Raw genomic sequence first — 16,412 nt, forward strand, 5'->3', positions numbered from 1 at the left:
GGTGGCCTCCCGGGTTCGGGGCTCTTGTCGACAGTGGGCGGCGTGATGGGTGCTCAGGGCTTGAAGAGCACCTTCACGGCGCCGTCCTGCTTCTTCTGGAACATCTCGTACGCTCCCGGCGCCTCGGTGAGCGGGACGTGGTGGGTGGCGAAGGTGTCGACGCCGAGCGGGTCGTCGTCGGTGAGCAGCGGGAGGATGTCGTCGACCCAGCGGTGCACGTTGGCCTGGCCCATGCGGAGCTGGATCTGCTTGTCGAACATGGTGAGCAGCGGCAGGGGGTCGGTCTGGCCGCCGTAGACGCCGGAGAGGGAGACGGTGCCGCCGCGTCGCACGATGTCGATGGCGAGGTGCAGGGCGTGGAGGCGGTCGATGCCGACGTGTTCCATCAGCTTGGCGGCGAGGGTGCTCGGCAGCAGGTTGGTGGCCTGGGCGGCGAGTTTCGCGCCGGGTGAGCCGTGGGCTTCCATCCCGACCGCGTCGATGACCGCGTCCGGGCCGCGGCCGTCGGTGAGGTCACGGATGACGTCGGCGAGGTTCTTGCCGTGTCCGGCCAGGTCCAGGACGTGCACGCCCCGGCGCCGCGCCCGCGTGAGGCGTTCGCCCACAAGGTCGACGCCGATCACTCGCCTTGCGCCGCGGTGCAGGGCGATCCGGCAGCTCATGTCGCCGATCGGTCCCAGGCCCAGGACGACGAGGCTGCCGCCCTCGGGCACGGCGGCGTACTCGACGGCCTGCCACGCGGTGGGCAGCACGTCGGAGAGGAAGACGAAGCGGTCGTCCTCGGGCCCGTGCGGCACCTTGATCGGCAGATTGTTCCCGAACGGGACGCGCAGCAGCTCCGCCTGCCCGCCGGGGACCTGCCCGTAGAGCTTGGTGTAGCCGAACAGCGAGGCCCCGCTGCCGTACTCCCGGACCTGGGTGGTCTCGCACTGCGAGTGCAGGCCCTGCTCGCACGTGTGGCAGGTCCCGCAGGACACGTTGAACGGGATCACCACCCGGTCGCCCACACGCACGGCCGTGACCTCGGGCCCGATCTCCTGGACGATGCCCATGGGTTCGTGGCCGAGAATGTCGCCGACGTCGAGGAAGGGGCCCAGCACTTCATAGAGGTGGAGGTCGGAGCCGCACAGTCCGCTGGTGGTCACCTTGATGATCACATCGGTCGGATCCTTGATGGCCGGATCGGGAACGGTGTCGACCCGGACATCCCGCCTGCCGTGCCACGTCAAGGCCTTCATCGTCACTCCTCACGGGACCGTACCGATCTCACCTTCCCGCGTCTCTCCACGTCCCAGTCCGCGAAACGGGCACATCCGCCGCCGCGACGGCAGAGGGTCCGGACGGGCGTCCGGAGCCGACCGCCACGGGCCTGCGGCCGGGGCCGGAGTGACGGCTCCGGCCCCGGCCGCAGGCCTGAACCCGCGTGGCCATGAGCGGCCGAGGGCTCAGAGGGCCGTTGCCGGGAAGCGTTCCCACACCCGGTGTGTGCCCAGCTGCTCCACCAGGGCCGAGACGGCCTGCGCTGCGTCGGTCTCGGTGAACACGCCGGGCGCCTGCGGATCGACCCCCGCCGCCGCCCACAGGCCGCGGGCATCCGCAAGGCCGGCGAGAGGTTTGGCGTGCCGGTAGGCCTCGTTGACCAGGAGGACGGCGCGGGAGTCGAGGGCCGGTTGGCCGCCGGCGACGGCGCCGGACTTGGCGTCCCGGGCGCCGTGGTCGTCGGCGCCGCGCGTGGGCGCGCCGGCCACCAGGAGTGCGTCGAACTCGACGGACCGGGCCGCGGCATAGGTCCGCTGCACGGCGAGGCCCTCCCCCAGCGGCGCCCCGGTGGGTGCGATGATCAACGGCAGCAGCCCGGCGTCGCGTGCGGCTTCCCGCAGCTGCCGCACCACGCCCACGTCGCTGGTGGTGGCGGTGAGGATGCCGAGTACCCGGCCGGTGGCCGGCCACCGCTGCCCGACCTGGGACAGGGCCGGGCTCGGCGCCACCTCGACGAGGGCGCCGGCCGCCGCCTGGGGAGCGGGCAGGCCGATCCCCTGGGCGACCTCGCGGCAGAGCACCTCGTCGACCCGTGCCAGGACGGTCAGGACCCGTTCCTTGATGGCCTGCTCGTAGACCTTGGACAGTTCGAAGGTGTAGGCGGCGATGACGTGTTCGCGCTCGACGGGGCTCAGGCTGAGCCAGAACAGGCGCGGCTGGCTGAAATGGTCGGCGAACGACGCCGGCGCCTCCCGGACCTTGGCCGCGGCGGCGATCGGGACGGGGTGTTCGATGAAGGCGTGCTCGCCCGGCCCGGCGAAGAACGGGCAGCCGCCGTCCAGCGAGTTCGGCTTGTAGGGGGCCACCCCGCTGTGCACGGCGTCCTGGTGGAGGCCGTCGCGCAGCATGTCGTTGACGGGCGCGTGGGGGCGGTTGATCGGGATCTGGGCGAAGTTCGGGCCGCCGAGGCGGGTGATCTGCGTGTCCAGGTAGGAGAACAGCCGGCCGGCCAGCAGCGCGTCGTCGGTGATGTCGATGCCCGGCACCAGGTGCCCGGGGTGGAAGGCGACCTGTTCGGTCTCGGCGAAGAAGTTCGTCGGGTTGGCGTTCAGGGTGAGCAGGCCGACCGGCTGCACCGGGGCGAGCTCCTCCGGGACGATCTTCGTGGGGTCGAGCAGGTCGATGCCGGCGAACGTCTGCTCGGGTGTGTCGGGGAAGGTCTGGATGCCGAGCTCCCACTCGGGGAAGCAGCCGGCTTCGATCGCGTCCGCGAGGTCGCGGCGGTGGAAGTCGGGGTCCATGCCGCCCAGCAGCTGCGCCTCCTCCCAGACCATGGAGTGCACGCCGGCCTTCGGCTTCCAGTGGAACTTCACCAGCGTGGTCGTGCCCTCGGCGTTGACGAGGCGGAAGGTGTGGACGCCGAAGCCCTCCATCATGCGGTAGGAGCGGGGGATTCCCCGGTCGGACATGTTCCACAGGGTGTGGTGGGTGGCCTCGGTGTGCAGGGAGACGAAGTCCCAGAACGTGTCGTGGGCGGACTGCGCCTGCGGGATCTCCCGGTCCGGGTGCGGCTTGCCGGCGTGGATGACGTCGGGGAACTTGGTCGCGTCCTGGATGAAGAACACCGGAATGTTGTTGCCGACCAGGTCGAAGACACCGTCGGTGGTGTAGAACTTCGTCGCGAAACCGCGGGTGTCACGCACCGTGTCGGCCGAGCCGCGGGAGCCCAGCACGGTGGAGAACCGCACGAACACCGGCGTCTCGACGCCGGCGGCGAGGAACGCGGCCTTGCTGACGGCGGCGGCAGTGCCGTAGCCGCGGAAGACGCCGTGGGCGGCAGCACCGCGGGCGTGGACGACGCGCTCGGGGATCCGCTCGTGGTCGAAGTGCATCACCTTCTCCCGCAGGTGGTGGTCCTGCAGCAACACCGGGCCACGCGGGCCGGCCTTCAACGAGTGGTCCGAGTCGTGCAGTCGTACGCCCTGCGCGGTCGTCAGATAGCCGCCGTTCTGCGAGCGTGACTCCGAAGAGCCGCTGGCGGCGCGGCCGGTCGCCGACAGCGGGGCTGGCGGCTGCTGGTCCGGCTTCGGGGGAAGCGGAGCCCTCGGCTCCTCCGGCTCCGCCACCTGCGGAGGCTCACTGCCCGGCGCGCCGGGCACCCTCCCCGGTGGGCGGCTGCCGTCGCGCACAGACTCCACAACGGCATCGACGATGTTCTTCAGAGGGCCCGGCTTGTCGTTCATCGATCCTCCGGCGTCGGCTCGGCGCCCGCGGGCCGGATCCGTCGGACCGGCACCGCAGGCCTGCTCGACCGACTATCCCGACCGGCGGGACTCCGCCCGGCCCGACACACCCGCTCCCCCGCCAAGTGCGCCTCACCTCGACGCGCCGCAACCCCCGGATCCCTTCGGGGGCGAGCTGCTGGGCCAGGCCCTGTGTGAACGCGACGATGCCCGCCTTTGTCATCGCGTAGTCCAGCAGGTGCGGGCTCGGCTTGTAGGCCTGCACCGAGGCGCTGTTGATGATCGACGCGCCCGGCCGCAGATGCGGCAGCGCCGCCTTGGTGAGCCAGAACATGCCGTACAGGTTGGTTCTCATCACCCGGTCGAACTGCTCGCTGCTGATCGCGGCGATTCCGTCGGGCTGCGACATCTGGTGGGCGGCGTTGTTCACCAGGATGTCGAGCGCGCCGAGGCGGCTGAGGCACCGGCCGGGCAGGCCGGTGCAGAATTCCTCGTCGCGCAGGTCGCCCCCGACGGGCATGGCCTGTCGCCCGGCCTGCTCGATCAGCCGGGCGGTGACACCGGCGTCGTCCTGCTCCTCGGGCAGGTGGCAGAACGCCACGTCCGCGCCCTCGCGCGCGAAGGCGACGGCGACGGCACGGCCGATCCCGGAGTCGCCGCCGGTGACCAGTGCCACCCGTCCGGTCAGGCGCCCGGACCCGCGGTAGGACGTCTCGCCGTAGTCGGGCTCAGGCCGCATCTGCTCGCCGCTGCCGGGATGCGGCTGGCTCTGTTCGGGCAGCGGCGGCCGCGGGTACTGCTCGGCCGGGTTCTGCGGCGTGTACTGTCGCTCGACACCATCCGCCGTCCTCCTCACCTCGTCGTACGCCACCGTCCCGGCCCGGCCGGGCCGCCGACCCGAGTCTCCGGCGCCCGTGCACCGCACGCACGCGCGGTGTCAGCCGTCCGGCCTTCTGGTCACGCTCGGCGGTGCCTTGCGGTCTCGCGGCGCCGGCTCGGCGCGATGTGTGGCGCGGCTTGTCGGGCCATGTGGCCGCGCTGGGGACCTTGAGCGGGTCGCGGTGGCGCTCCTCGACGCCCTCCAGCACGTGGTCCGTGGTGTCCGGCCCGGCCTCGCGGGCGGCGGACGCCGCTGGATGCGCTATTCCGGCGCTCGGTCCTCGACGGCCACCCGCACCGTCCGCAGTCGCGGGTCGGCGGCGTCGGGCACGAGCATCCCGGCCTCGACCCCGGTGCGCAGGTAGGCCAGGACGTCGCCGTTCAGGCGCTCGCCCGGCAGGGCGGCCGGGATGCCCGGCGGGTACGGGGTGAGCATCTCGGCGGTGATCCGGCCGTCGGCGTCCTCGACCGGGACCCGCTCCACCGGGCCGAAGAACGCATCCCGGGGCAGCAGGACCTGCTCCAGGCGCAGCCGCGCGGGGCCGGGGACGTGGACCTTCCCGGCGGGCGGCAGACCGGGTGCGACCGCGGGGAGCTCGGTCAGCGCGGAAAGGAGGTGTGCACGGTGGTGGTGTCGTCGGCGTGGGTGAGCTGGGCGCTGATCCGGCGGTGGTCGCACACGTGCAGGTCGACCTGGTGGTGGGAGCGCAGCCAGTCGCCGGCGGCATAGCCGATGGTGCCGAGTTCGGAGATGTCGACGACGAGCTGGAGCGGGTCGAGGTCGGCGGCACGGCCGGGGGCGCAGAAGTCGTCGCGGCCGTGGACGTGCAGGCCGTCGAGTGCGTCGATGCTGGTGCGGAGGCCGGCTGCCAGGTCGAGGGCGGCGGCGTACAGGGCGCGCCCGTGCTGGACCATCTGGCGGCGCCAGCCGTCGAGGGCGGCGTACACCAGGACCGAGGGGCTGGTGGTGCCGAGCAGGTCCTCGCGTTGCTTCAGGACGTCCGGGTCAACGAGGTCGCCCTGGAGGTGGAAGACGGAGCTCTGCTCGAGGGCGGAGACCGTCTTGTGGACGGAGGTGACGCACACGTCGGCGCCCGCGTCCATGGCCCGGGTCGGCAGCCCGGGATGGAACGGCAGGTGGGCGCCCCAGGCCTCGTCCACGATCAGCGGCCGGCCGTGCCGGTGGGCGGTTTCGGCGACCGCGGCCAGGTCGGCGCAGGTGCCGTACGGCGTGGGGGAGGTGACGAGGGCTCCGCAGGCGTCCGGGTGCTTGCGGAACGCGGTGTCGAAGGCGTCCGCCGACGGGGGGTGCGCCAGGTGCAGGTCCGGGTCCCACCGGGGGCCACCCAGACCGGGCGGATGCCGGCGAGGATCAGGCCGGCGACGACGGACTTGTGGGCGTCGCGTCCGACCAGCAGTTCCTCGTGCGGGCCGGCGACGGAGAGCATCGCGGCCTTGACCGACAGCGAGCTGCCGCAGGTGGAGAAGAAGGTGTGGTCCGCGCCGACGGCCTCGGCCATCAGCTCCTGTGCGTGCTCGAGTATCCGCCGGGACGAGGTGCGGTCGTCCAGGCCGTTGACGGCGAGCACGTCCGACCGGAACACGTCCGCGCCCAGGGCCTGAAGGACCCGTGGATCGGCCCCGCGGCCCTGCTTGTGGCCGGGCGGGGTGAACGCGGTCGGCGGGTTCGCGTGGTGGGCCGCGAGGGCCTCGAGCACGGGCGCCTGTGACTGGTCCATGGCCCGCGCCTGCCTCTGCGGCCGGGGCGAAAACGGCGTTCGTCCAGCAGCCCTGTCTGCAGCCGCGCAGCACGGTCCGTGGCCAGCCGCCGCTTCCAGCCCGCGGCACCCTGTCGGCCGCGGTTGAAATGATTGAGCCGCTGCCGACCCTCCTGAAGCGCGGCATTGAGGTGCCGCCCCCGCTCTTCGCTGAGGCAGTGGCGGCATCCGCCCAGCCTCTCCTGCATGTGCGCAGCGGTCGCAGAACGGCGACCCATTGGGCGCGTGCCGGAGGCATCGCTGCCGACTCGCCGGCGGGACGGGGTTGAGGCCCTGTGAAGCGGGAACACGCGAGCCCGTGGCAGACAAGCGCAGCGAGCGCGAGCAGCGGACCGCGGCTTCGGCATCACCTGACGGAGGGCCGGACAGTCCGCTGGAGGTTCCGGCCCGGGGCTGGTGGCAGGTCCTCAAACGCACCGGCCGCGAGTTCCTCTCCGACGAACTCCCCGACCGGGCCGCCGCCCTCACCTACTACGGCATCCTGGCGATCTTCCCTGCCCTGCTGGTGCTGGTGTCCGTGCTCGCACTCGCCGGCACCTCCGCGACGGACACCGTGCTGGACAACCTGCAGGCGCTCGCACCGGGGTCCGTCCGCGACATCCTGCACAGCGCGATCACCCAACTGCAGGCCGGTCGCGCCGCGGGCGGCTTCCTCGCCGTCCTGGGCCTCGCCGGCGCGCTCTGGTCGGCGTCCGGGTACATCGGCGCGTTCATCCGCGCAGCCAATGCCGTCTACGACATCCGCGAGGGCCGCCCGATGTGGAAGACGACCCCGCTGCGGATCGGCCTGACCCTCCTGACCATGGTCCTGCTCGTCGCCTGCGCGGTCATCGTCGTCTTCACCGGCCGGCTCGCCGAGCGCGCCGGAAACCTGCTCGGCCTGGGCGACACCGCGCTCACGGTCTGGGCGATCGCGAAGTGGCCGGTCCTCGTGATCCTCGTGGCGCTCATGATCGCCCTGCTGTACTGGGCGGCCCCGAACGTCCGCGGCCGCGGCCTGCGCTGGACCTCGCCCGGCAGCCTGCTGGCCGTACTCCTCTGGCTCGCCCTGTCCGCCGGCTTCGCCGCCTACGTGGCCAACTTCGGCTCCTACAACAAGACGTACGGCACCCTGGCCGGTGTCGTCGTCTTCCTGGTGTGGCTGTGGCTGACCAACCTCGCGATCCTCCTCGGCCTCGAACTCGACGCCGAACTCGCCCGCGAACAGGCCATCCGCACCGGCCGGCCCTCCGGCGAGGAGCCCTACGTCGCACCCCGCGACACCCGCACCTGGCCGGACGAGGACGACGGCTCCAGCGGTACCTGACCCGGCCGCCGGTACCTGACCCGGCCGCCTCGTACGCGGCGCCGATCGGCCGCTCAGCTGTCGCTGCTGGTGGGCCAGTGTCCCGTGGCCTTGCCGACAGCCACCGCGCCGGCACGGTCGAGCGCGGCCTTCACCAGCGCGAACACCGCGCCCTGCAGCGCCGCCGCCAGCAGCACCTCGCGCCAGGTACGGTCCTCGTCCGTCGCGTTCGGGGTGTCGCCCTCGTGCCCGGCGGCCCTCCACACGCGCTTGAACAGGGCACTCGCCAGCACGCCGCCGAGGGCGCCCACCATCATGCCCACCGGCTTGTAGACAATCCGGGAAACGTTCACGACCCGCTCCTCTTCCTCTTCTGCTTCCGTTCGCGACCGGTCCACGGACCCGGTCCGCGGACGGCGCCGCGCCGCCTGTCGGTGCCGGTCACCGGAATGTCCGGCTCAGCACTCCGCGGCGCCGGGGCGCCGTTGTGGCCGGGCGTTCAGTGCCCGGACGTGGGGCTGTCGGGTTCCTGCGGGTCGACGCCGGTGTGCGCGCCGGCGTCGCGGCCGCCGCTCGGCCGGCCGGACGGGCCCTGCGGCCCTTTGTCGTGCTGGTGCTTCGACGCTGCCGGACTCCCGGCGGTGTCCTCGCCCCGGCGGCCGTCGCTCTCCACGGTGTCCCCGGGTACCGGCCGGTCCTCCTCCTCGGCGTGCTCCTGGCCCGGTCCGGGCCCGGGCGCGTAGGTGTCGGGGTCGAACGATCGGCGCGCACTGTCGTTCGACCCCTGGTGCTCCTCGTCGATATCGCCCGACCACCCGTGATGGGCGCCCTCCATCCGGCTGGCCTCGCCCTCCTCCATGGACGGGTGCGACTTCGCATGCCGCTCAGTCATGATCATCACCTCGGTTCGCAAAGCCCGGCCCCCCGCCGAACTCCCCCGGCGCCTGTCCACCCCGTCGACGCTCAACCCTGACCGGCGCCTTGACCCGCAGCGGGCCCCACGCTCCGACGGTCCTGGCATCGCTCCGATCGCTGTCCGCCGCCGACCTTTGAGGCCGCCGCCGACATCGTCGCCAACCCGGCCGACGCCGTCGGCCTCACCGGACAGTGGTCCGGGCACTCACTGCGCCGCGGCCTCGCCACCGCCGCCCGCCAGGCCAGCGGCTGGGCCAAGGGCAGCATGGCCCTGCGGCGCTACCTCGACGGCGTCTGAACCACCCCGGCTTGTCCGACGCCGGCCGAAGCCCGGAATGATTCCGTCGCTTGTACGCAGTACCCCTGCGTCCATGCGGACACGGGCCGTCAAGCCGGTCCAGCACCTGGCGGCCCCCGCCCCCTCGCCGGCCAACAAGCTGCTCGTCCCCGCCGCAGGCCTGGTCCGCAGGACACACCGAGGACGAGCAGTGGCACGGATCGTCAGCCCCGTCCGGGGCCGTCAGGGCAGCGGCACGGCGTGCAGGCAGGTATGCCGACCTGGCCCGGCCGGCTCCGCGAGCGGCCGGGCCACCTCCCCGGTGATCTCCACCCGGAAGGTGCCGGCCTCATCTGCGTACACCGGCTCTCCCTGCATCGTCACCTCGCCGGTGGCGCGGACGACGACCACCTCCGGTGGGCCGTGCCGACCGGGCACGCCCGGCAGGGTCACCGCGTAGCGCGAGGGGATGTCCATGGCGATCACCTCACCCATGGGCCTGTCGGCGCCGTCGGCCAGGGCCTCGCGGACGCTGCCGCGGACGGTGAAGATCTCATCGGCGCCGGTGATTTCCAACAGCCGCACGGTCTGCGGGGTTGCAGCGGCCAGCACCATCTGCACTCCGACGGCCTTCGCGTCCAGGCGGGCGGCGAGCAGGGTGTTGAGGCAGACGGAGTAGCAGAAGGACAGGCCGGCCAGGTCGACGACCAGTCTTGGCGGGCGGTTCCCGATCGCCCGCGCGAGAGCATCCTCCAGCGTGCGGCGCGTGTCCTGGTCGACTTCGCCCTCGATGTGGACGATCACGGCCCTCCCGGGGACCGTCGTGAGGGTTACCTGCGGCAACCGTGGGACGGCACGAGTGTGATCGGCGCGGTAGTCGTACCGGGCGGAGCTGAGAGGGTCTTCCACCGAACTCACCGCCTCAGCACAGGGGCCGGACTGGCCGGAGTGCCGCGGCCGCCTGCGGCCTGACAGCAGTGGCCCGGCCGCCAGGGGTGCCAGAGATCTCGGGAACAGCCGGGTTTGGAGTCAAGGGTGCCGTTCATCATGATCACCGGGATGAGTGCCGGGGGTGTGGTCACCGTCAGAGCCCGGAGGGAGATCCGCGAACAGGTCGAGGAACCCGGCGATCTCGTGGTTGGCCTCGGCCGGGTGGCGGAAGAACGTGCCTCGGATGACGTGGTAGTGGTTGCGGCGCCCGTGCCGGGTGCGGGTCAGATAGCCGCCGCTCTCCAGATCGGTGACGATCGCCTGCACGGCCCGCTCCGTCACCCCGCACATCACCGCAAGATCCCTCAGGCGCACCTCCGGGTTACGCCAGATCATCGACAGGACGCGGGCGTGGTGCGTCAGGAACGTCCAGCTCGCGCGAGGCTCCCGCTCGTCCGGCATACCACAAGTATGAACCCGGATTCCGGTTTCGCCATACCTGATTCCTGAATCCACTCCCGGCCCTGGGACGGGCTCATGGGCAACCGACACCGAGGGCCCACCCCGGCACCAACCGGGGAGGCCCTCGGCATCGAGAACAACAGGGATCGATGATGGGCTACCGCTGCCCCCTCCTCGATTCTCCACCCGTTCGACAGTGCGGGCCCAGCGCCCTGGCTCCGGACTTTGCGGACTGATCCACCTCCGCGCGCGACCCCGGACACGCCATCCCCCCACGCGCCGGCCGACGCCACCAGCCGGAACCCATGGCCACCGGACACAACGCCCGACCGACACAACGCCACGCCCCATGCCCCTCCCCGTTCCGTACCGAGGCCGTGACGGCGGTCCCCGGGGAGACACCCTCCCGCCCGGACGAAGCAGGACCACCGGGGAGCCGAATCCCCAGGCACCGCTCCCCTTCAACAACGCGTTGCACTCCAACCTGGCCGCTCCGGGGCATCACCTGTCCCCACTTCCGAACATCTGCCGGGAGCGCTGCTCGCCGCACCGTAACTCTCCGCTCCGGTGCCGGCGGTCGGCCGGGGAACGGGCCGTTCGGGTGGAAGAGCCCGCGCCGCCAGGGGATGCGGGACGGAGCGGGAACGTCTGTCGGCCGGGGGCGGGACAGGCCCGCCCACGCGCAGGAGGTGAACGGGATGGGACACGGCGGGAACGTCGTCGCGGAACTGAAGGCCGACCACCGTGAGGTCGAGGAGATGTTCGGCCGGATCAAGGCCATGAGCACCGGCGGCCAGGAGCTGCGGGACATGGTCGACGAGGTCACGATCGAGCTGGTGCGGCACTCGGTCGCCGAGGAGCAGTACCTCTACCCGGCGGTGCGCGAGCATCTCGCGGGCGGGGACCGGATCGCGGACAAGGAGATCGACGACCACAGCCGGGTCGAGCGGATCCTCAAGCAGCTCGAAGGCATGGACACCGGCGACACCTCCTTCCGGCCGCTGCTGCAGGAACTCATGGACGAGGTCACCGCCCACGTCCGCGACGAGGAGAACAACCTGTTCCCGATGATGGAGCAGGCCTGTACGGCGGAGATGCTCGAGGACCTCGGAGACAAGATTCGCCGGGCCAAGGCCATGGCCCCCACCCGGCCCCACCCCGCCGCGCCCAGCAGCCCCACCGCCAGCAAACTCCTCGCCCCCGGCGCCGGCCTCGTCGACCGGGCCCGCGACTTCGTCACCGGCCGCGGCAAGTCCTGACCCGCAACCGCGACGGGCAGCGTGCCCGAGCGGGAGGAATCCCCGCCCGGGCACGCGCCCGGACCGGCCCCCCGTGACCTGCGCCATGCCGCTCCCGCCGGTCGGCTGCCTACACTGGCCAGCCACCACCGGGGCAGCGCCGCCCCGGGGCCGTCGCCGGCACGCCCCCGAGGACCACCGCATGCCCACCGACCTCACCCCCGTCATCGCCGCCTCCACCCGCTGGCTGCTCACCGCCTACCCTCCACCCCCGGGGGCCTTCGCCCGCGCGACCGCCGAGGCCCAAGCTCGGCAGGCCACCACCGTCGCCGCCGCGCTGTGTCACCCCACCGCGCTGGACGTCGAACTCCTCCACATCCTCGGCCCCGGCGGCAGCCACCACCTCGACCACCTCACCGGCACCGGCACCGGCACCGGCACCGACGACCCCGCCCACGCCGAGCAGTCCGACTGGCGCACCTGGGTCGACGAAACCGTCGTCAGCTGGGCCGCCTGCCTTCTCGCCGACCCGGCACTCGCCGCACGCGCCCACCAGGCCCTCGCGGCCACCGAACATCCCCGAATCGCCGGCGATCCGCGGCGCCTGACCCTGCCCGCCCAGCGCGACACCGACGCCGCTCCCCTGCTCCGCCACCCCGACCTGCTCGAACCCGTCGCGGCCCTGCACCGCCACCGGCTCCTGGCCCTGCTCACCCCCGAGACCAGCCCGCTTCCCTGATCAGCACCTTTTGCGGGTGTCGCAGCCGTCCTTGTCCGCGTCGATCCGGTGCCGGAAGGTGGTGCGCACGTAGCCGGTGCGGTGCCCGTCGGCCCCCGGCAGATCGCCTCGTGCAGCGTCGTGGTGACGGACTCCCCGGCTGCCCGGTGCGCAGCGGCGGCGGGGCTGCTGGTGGCGGCGGCGAGCAGCAGTCGCACGATGGGTCCCTGGGCGTGGCGGGAGCGGGTCGCCGCCCGGTCCAACACCTGGGTCCGGGCGAGGTGTCGGCCGGATCGATCGTGGTCGTCCGAATGTGGGTGGCGGGGTCCGCGCACGGCGTCGGTGAGGCCGGCCGGTGGTCCAAGAGCGCCGGTTCGGGTGCCGCCGGAGAACGTCAGACCCCCGTCGGCCGGCGGACGGCGCGCGGGTGCGGGTGCCGGCTCCGAGGGCGCCGGGGCGGCACCCGCGGCAGAGGACGGTCAGGACAGCTGCCACGGCTGGAGCTTGTCCGGGTTGCGCACCGCCCAGATGTGCGTGATCCGGTCGTCCTCGGCGAGCTCGAACGCGAACACCGTCTCGATCCGGCCCTCCGACTCGATTACCAGGCCCGGCAGCCCGTTGACGGTGCGCTCGAGGATCGTTCGGGGCGGCGCGAGCCGGGCGATCGCGAGATAGAGGCGGGCGATCTGCTCCGCGCCCTCGATCGGCAGCAGGTGGGCGATGGCGCGGCCGCCACCGTCGGAGATCGCGGTGGCGCCCGGGTCGAGGAGGCCGAGCAGGGCCTCGATGTCCTGCGCCTCCCAGGCCGCCTTGAACCGCCGGACGACGCTTGCCTGCCGGGCCGCGTCCGGGCTCGCCTCCGCCCGCGCGGCGATGCGACGGCGGGCCGAGGACGCCAGCTGACGGCACGCCGCCGGGCTGCGGCCGATGATCTCGGCCACCTCGGCGAACGGGTAGCGGAAGATGTCGTGCAACACGAACGCGACGCGCTCGGCCGGGGTCAACGACTCGAACACGACCAGGAAGGCCATGGTCACCGACTCGTCGAGGGTGATCCGGTCGGCCGGGTCCCCGCCGGCGCCGCCCGCCGCCCCGGCTATCCACTCGGCCGGGTCGGGCAGCGGCTCCGGGATCCACTCCCCGACGTAGGTCTCCCGTCGGCTGCGCGCCGAGCCGAGCAGGTTCAGACAGATACGGCTGGCCACCGTCGTCAGCCAGGCACCCGGGGACTCGACGGCCTCCTGCTGCGCCCGGGACATCGCGTACCAACGGGTGTAGGTCTCCTGGACGACGTCCTCCGCGTCGGCCAGGGACCCGAGCAGCCGGTAGGCGAGATTGAGCAGCTGTCGCCGCTCGCCCATGATCGCGCCCAGGCCCGGGTCGCGTTGCTCCTCCGCCTGCCGCTGTGACTGTTCCCACGGGGTGGTCATGCTCTCTCCGGCTCCCTCGTTCGCGGTCCCTCTCCATTACGACAAATCAGAGCGGCGGAATGTGAGGTCGGCGGCTCGCCTCACATTCGGCGGGGCTGCGTTGTCGGACTGGGTGAAGAGCAACACACCAGCCACAGGACAGGACGCCGGACATGAACGACTTCCAGGAGATCGCCGACCGCGTCGAGATCGAGGCGCTGCGCGGCGAGTTCACCGACGCGGCGATGATGCGCGACCGTGCCCGCCTCGCCGCGCTGTTCACCCCCGACGGCGTGCTGCGCATGCCCAACATCCCGGTCGAGTTCGTCGGCCGCGAGGAGATCCGGACCGGAGGCGAACGCCTGCAGGCCCAGTGGGACTTCTTCGTGCAGAACAGCCACCCGGGCACGATCCGTCTCGACGGCGACACGGCCACGGGCCGCACCTACATGCAGGAGATCGCGCGGGTGCTCGACGGCCGCTCGGGCCTGAACTTTGCCGTCTACCACGACAGCTACCGGCGGACGCCGGAGGGTTGGAAGTTCACCGAGCGGGTCTACGAGGTCAGGTACGTCGACACGACCCCGCTGCGGGGTTCCGCGCCCGTCCCCGACGCCCAGCCGCACGGCTCCGGTGAGGCCCGGGACGTCGGCCTGGCCTCGGAGGCCGCTGAGGCGGACGCGTCGGCCACCGGTGCGGCCGACGACTTCGGCGCACCGGCGTCCGCCGAGCGGTTGGACCGAGCGGTCGCGGCGCTGCGGGCGAACGGCTTCACCGCCGAACTGCTCGACGACGCCGCGGCGGCCCGCGCCCGCGTCAAGGAACTGATACCGGAGGGCGCGGGCGTGTTCACCGGGGCCAGCGAGACGCTTCGGCTCTCCGGCATCGCGCAGGACATCGAGGAGGGCGACCGCTACCAGGCCGTCCGGCCACGCGTGCTGAAGATGGACCGCGCCACCGAGTTCGACCGGATCCGCCGGCTGGTGGCCGCCCCGGACGTCTTCGTCGCCAGCGTCGCGGCCGTGACCGAGACCGGCGCGCTCGTCATCGCCTCGGGCAGCGGCAGCCAGCTGCCCGCCTCCGCAGGCGGCGCCGCAAAGGCGATCTGGATCGTCGGGGCGCAGAAGGTGGTGCCCGACCTGAGCACCGCACTGCGCCGGGTCGAGGAGCACGCCCTCCCGCTGGAAACCGCGCGCGCCCAGGCGGTCTACGGGCAGCCGAGCGCGGTCAACCGTCTGCTCGTCCTCAAGGCCGAGCCGCAGCCCGGGCGCGGCACTGTCCTGCTGCTGCGCGAGGCCATCGGATTCTGACATCCCGGGCGGCGGTGAGGCCGCCGCGGGGCGGACGGCGAACCGTATCGGGGCCCGACATCCGCCCCCCGGCTTACGGACCGGCGCAGTGCGCTGTCTCAGCGGGCGCCGTGGGCCGAGAAGAAGGCCTCGATGTCGGCGAAGAGGTCCTCGACTTGGGTCTGGAGCGCGCCGGGCAGCCCTCTGTCGCCGGCCGGGTGGTGCTGTGCCCTCACGGACAGGGTCCGGCAGGCGGCGCGGGCCCGAGCAAGGAAGGGTCATACGATGGCATCGCGCCGAAGAACGAACAGACGATCGAATTCCCGCCCGAGCTCCTCGCGGAGGAGGCGGCGCTGCGCGCGGCCCGCGCCGCCCACTGTGACCACCTGCGCACCCGCCCAGCGGGGTGGACGCCGAGCTGACCGACGAGCAGCGGGCCGAGACGGCCCACCTGCGGGAGGCCGAGCGGCAGGCCGCCAGCGCCATGCGCATTGACAGCTCCTGGACGACTTCGACGGGCCCGGACTGCCTTGCTCGGCTGCTGCCACCCGCACGGCGGGGAGATGCCCTGATCGAGCGGCCGACCGACGAGGGGCACCCGCGGTACCGGCCGCCCGGCCCTGCACACCGAACGCCGGTCGGCCGCCCAAGCCGCCTGTGATCGGGCCGCTCGTAGGAGGCACGCCCCAGTCAACGGGTGTTCTTGTGATGCGGTCGAGGTCGGGCATCGCCCCGGTGCACCGCCGTCCGCACCGCTTGGAACGAGCCCGCCTGCCGGGCCTGGGGCCGACGTGCAGCAGGCGCCCGGCCATGCGGCCCCCAGGGTGACCACGACGGCACTGGCCTCCGACCGCCTGCTGGCGCAGGAGCACCACGCGCGGGCGGGATCGTCGAAGGGCCGGGGCGGAGACGGCGCAGTTGCAGGCGCCGAGTTCCCTGACGCTGTGGCGGCCGGCGGCCGGGGCTGGTCCCTGTTCCCGAGGCGGCCTGCGGTGAGCACGTGCCGCTCACCGCGGACCCGCCCCGTCAGCCGGTCGGGCGGGCAGGTCAGGTGTCGGCTGCCGGCTCCTGGCCGGGCTGGGAACGGCGGAGCTGTTCGTTGATGCGCAGGGCCTCCTGGAGTTGGTCTTCGAGGATGATGATGCGGCAGGCGGCTTCGATGGGGGTGCCCTGGTCGACGAGGTCGCGGGCACGCATGGCGATGCGCAGTTGGTAGCGGGAGTAGCGGCGGTGTCCGCCTTCGGAGCGCAGTGGGGTGATGAGGCGGTGTTCGCCGAGGGCTCGTAGGAAGGCGGGGGTGGTGCCGGTCATCTCGGCGGCGCGGCCCATGGTGTAGGCGGGGTAGTCGTCGTCGTCGAGTTTGTCGGGCATGTCGGGGCCGGTCGTGGTCGTCACTGCACCTCTCTGGTTCTTGGGAGAACGCGTCGAGGGGCCCCGGCGCCGTGTCGGCTCCGGGGCCCCGAAGGGGAAACATCACCATCTTCCGGCCTGGGCCGGTCCTTTTACTTCC

13 protein-coding genes and 1 pseudogene are annotated in these 16,412 nt (G+C 72.6%); 4 read left to right on the forward strand and 10 right to left on the reverse strand.

Annotated elements, in window-relative coordinates; all coding sequences use genetic code 11:
• Positions 1-53: 53 nt before the first annotated feature.
• The 4 genes and pseudogenes from ACQ614_RS01125 to ACQ614_RS01140 form a co-directional block, all read right to left on the reverse strand.
• On the reverse strand, positions 54-1,238 hold the full coding sequence (locus ACQ614_RS01125; protein ID WP_431676180.1) for a zinc-dependent alcohol dehydrogenase: 1,185 nt from the start codon (positions 1,236-1,238) through the stop codon (positions 54-56).
• Between the two features lie 207 nt (positions 1,239-1,445).
• A complete protein-coding gene (locus ACQ614_RS01130; protein WP_431676181.1) occupies positions 1,446-3,722 on the reverse strand; it encodes a catalase in 2,277 nt (758 codons plus the stop codon).
• Complete coding sequence (locus ACQ614_RS01135) at positions 3,616-4,593, reverse strand: SDR family NAD(P)-dependent oxidoreductase (RefSeq protein ID WP_431676182.1); 978 nt, start codon at positions 4,591-4,593, stop codon at positions 3,616-3,618. The genes ACQ614_RS01130 and ACQ614_RS01135 overlap by 107 nt, the downstream gene beginning before the upstream one ends.
• Before the next feature lie 270 nt (positions 4,594-4,863).
• Positions 4,864-6,340, reverse strand: a pseudogene (locus tag ACQ614_RS01140) (aminotransferase class I/II-fold pyridoxal phosphate-dependent enzyme).
• A gap of 337 nt (positions 6,341-6,677) precedes the next feature.
• On the opposite strand from ACQ614_RS01140, the gene ACQ614_RS01145 reads away from it, so the two are divergent.
• The gene (locus ACQ614_RS01145; protein WP_431676183.1) at positions 6,678-7,685 is read left to right on the forward strand and encodes a YihY/virulence factor BrkB family protein; all 1,008 of its coding nucleotides are present in this window, start codon (positions 6,678-6,680) and stop codon (positions 7,683-7,685) included.
• A gap of 53 nt (positions 7,686-7,738) precedes the next feature.
• Here ACQ614_RS01145 and ACQ614_RS01150 read toward each other — a convergent pair whose 3' ends face one another.
• The 4 genes from ACQ614_RS01150 to ACQ614_RS01165 form a co-directional block, all read right to left on the reverse strand.
• Positions 7,739-8,017 carry a DUF4235 domain-containing protein gene (locus ACQ614_RS01150; protein ID WP_431676184.1) on the reverse strand — a complete coding sequence of 93 codons (279 nt, stop codon included), beginning with the start codon at positions 8,015-8,017 and terminating at the stop codon, positions 7,739-7,741.
• A 146-nt stretch (positions 8,018-8,163) separates the two neighbouring features.
• Positions 8,164-8,556 (reverse strand): hypothetical protein, encoded by a 393-nt coding sequence (locus ACQ614_RS01155; protein ID WP_431676185.1) that lies wholly within the window; start codon positions 8,554-8,556, stop codon positions 8,164-8,166.
• 543 nt (positions 8,557-9,099) lie between these two features.
• Entirely contained in the window at positions 9,100-9,774 is a 675-nt protein-coding gene (locus tag ACQ614_RS01160; RefSeq protein WP_431676186.1) for a DUF6296 family protein, read from the reverse strand.
• Positions 9,775-9,885: 111 nt separating this feature from the next.
• Positions 9,886-10,248 (reverse strand): helix-turn-helix transcriptional regulator, encoded by a 363-nt coding sequence (locus tag ACQ614_RS01165; protein ID WP_431676187.1) that lies wholly within the window; start codon positions 10,246-10,248, stop codon positions 9,886-9,888.
• Between the two features lie 698 nt (positions 10,249-10,946).
• On the opposite strand from ACQ614_RS01165, the gene ACQ614_RS01170 reads away from it, so the two are divergent.
• Positions 10,947-11,507: a hemerythrin domain-containing protein gene (locus ACQ614_RS01170; RefSeq protein WP_431676189.1), complete on the forward strand. Its 561-nt coding sequence runs from the start codon at positions 10,947-10,949 to the stop codon at positions 11,505-11,507.
• A gap of 181 nt (positions 11,508-11,688) precedes the next feature.
• Positions 11,689-12,225: a hypothetical protein gene (locus ACQ614_RS01175; protein ID WP_431676190.1), complete on the forward strand. Its 537-nt coding sequence runs from the start codon at positions 11,689-11,691 to the stop codon at positions 12,223-12,225.
• 458 nt (positions 12,226-12,683) lie between these two features.
• Here ACQ614_RS01175 and sigJ read toward each other — a convergent pair whose 3' ends face one another.
• Entirely contained in the window at positions 12,684-13,634 is a 951-nt protein-coding gene (gene sigJ / locus ACQ614_RS01180) for an RNA polymerase sigma factor SigJ (RefSeq protein ID WP_431676192.1), read from the reverse strand.
• A 152-nt stretch (positions 13,635-13,786) separates the two neighbouring features.
• Here sigJ and ACQ614_RS01185 point away from each other — a divergent pair, with 152 nt between their 5' ends.
• Complete coding sequence (locus ACQ614_RS01185; protein ID WP_431676194.1) at positions 13,787-14,923, forward strand: LUD domain-containing protein; 1,137 nt, start codon at positions 13,787-13,789, stop codon at positions 14,921-14,923.
• Between the two features lie 1,026 nt (positions 14,924-15,949).
• Here ACQ614_RS01185 and ACQ614_RS01190 read toward each other — a convergent pair.
• The gene (locus ACQ614_RS01190; RefSeq protein WP_431683801.1) at positions 15,950-16,273 is read right to left on the reverse strand and encodes a MerR family transcriptional regulator; all 324 of its coding nucleotides are present in this window, start codon (positions 16,271-16,273) and stop codon (positions 15,950-15,952) included.
• Between the last annotated feature and the right edge of the window lie 139 nt (positions 16,274-16,412).

This window comes from Kitasatospora dryopteridis, assembly GCF_050749075.1.
Lineage (GTDB): Bacteria > Actinomycetota > Actinomycetes > Streptomycetales > Streptomycetaceae > Kitasatospora.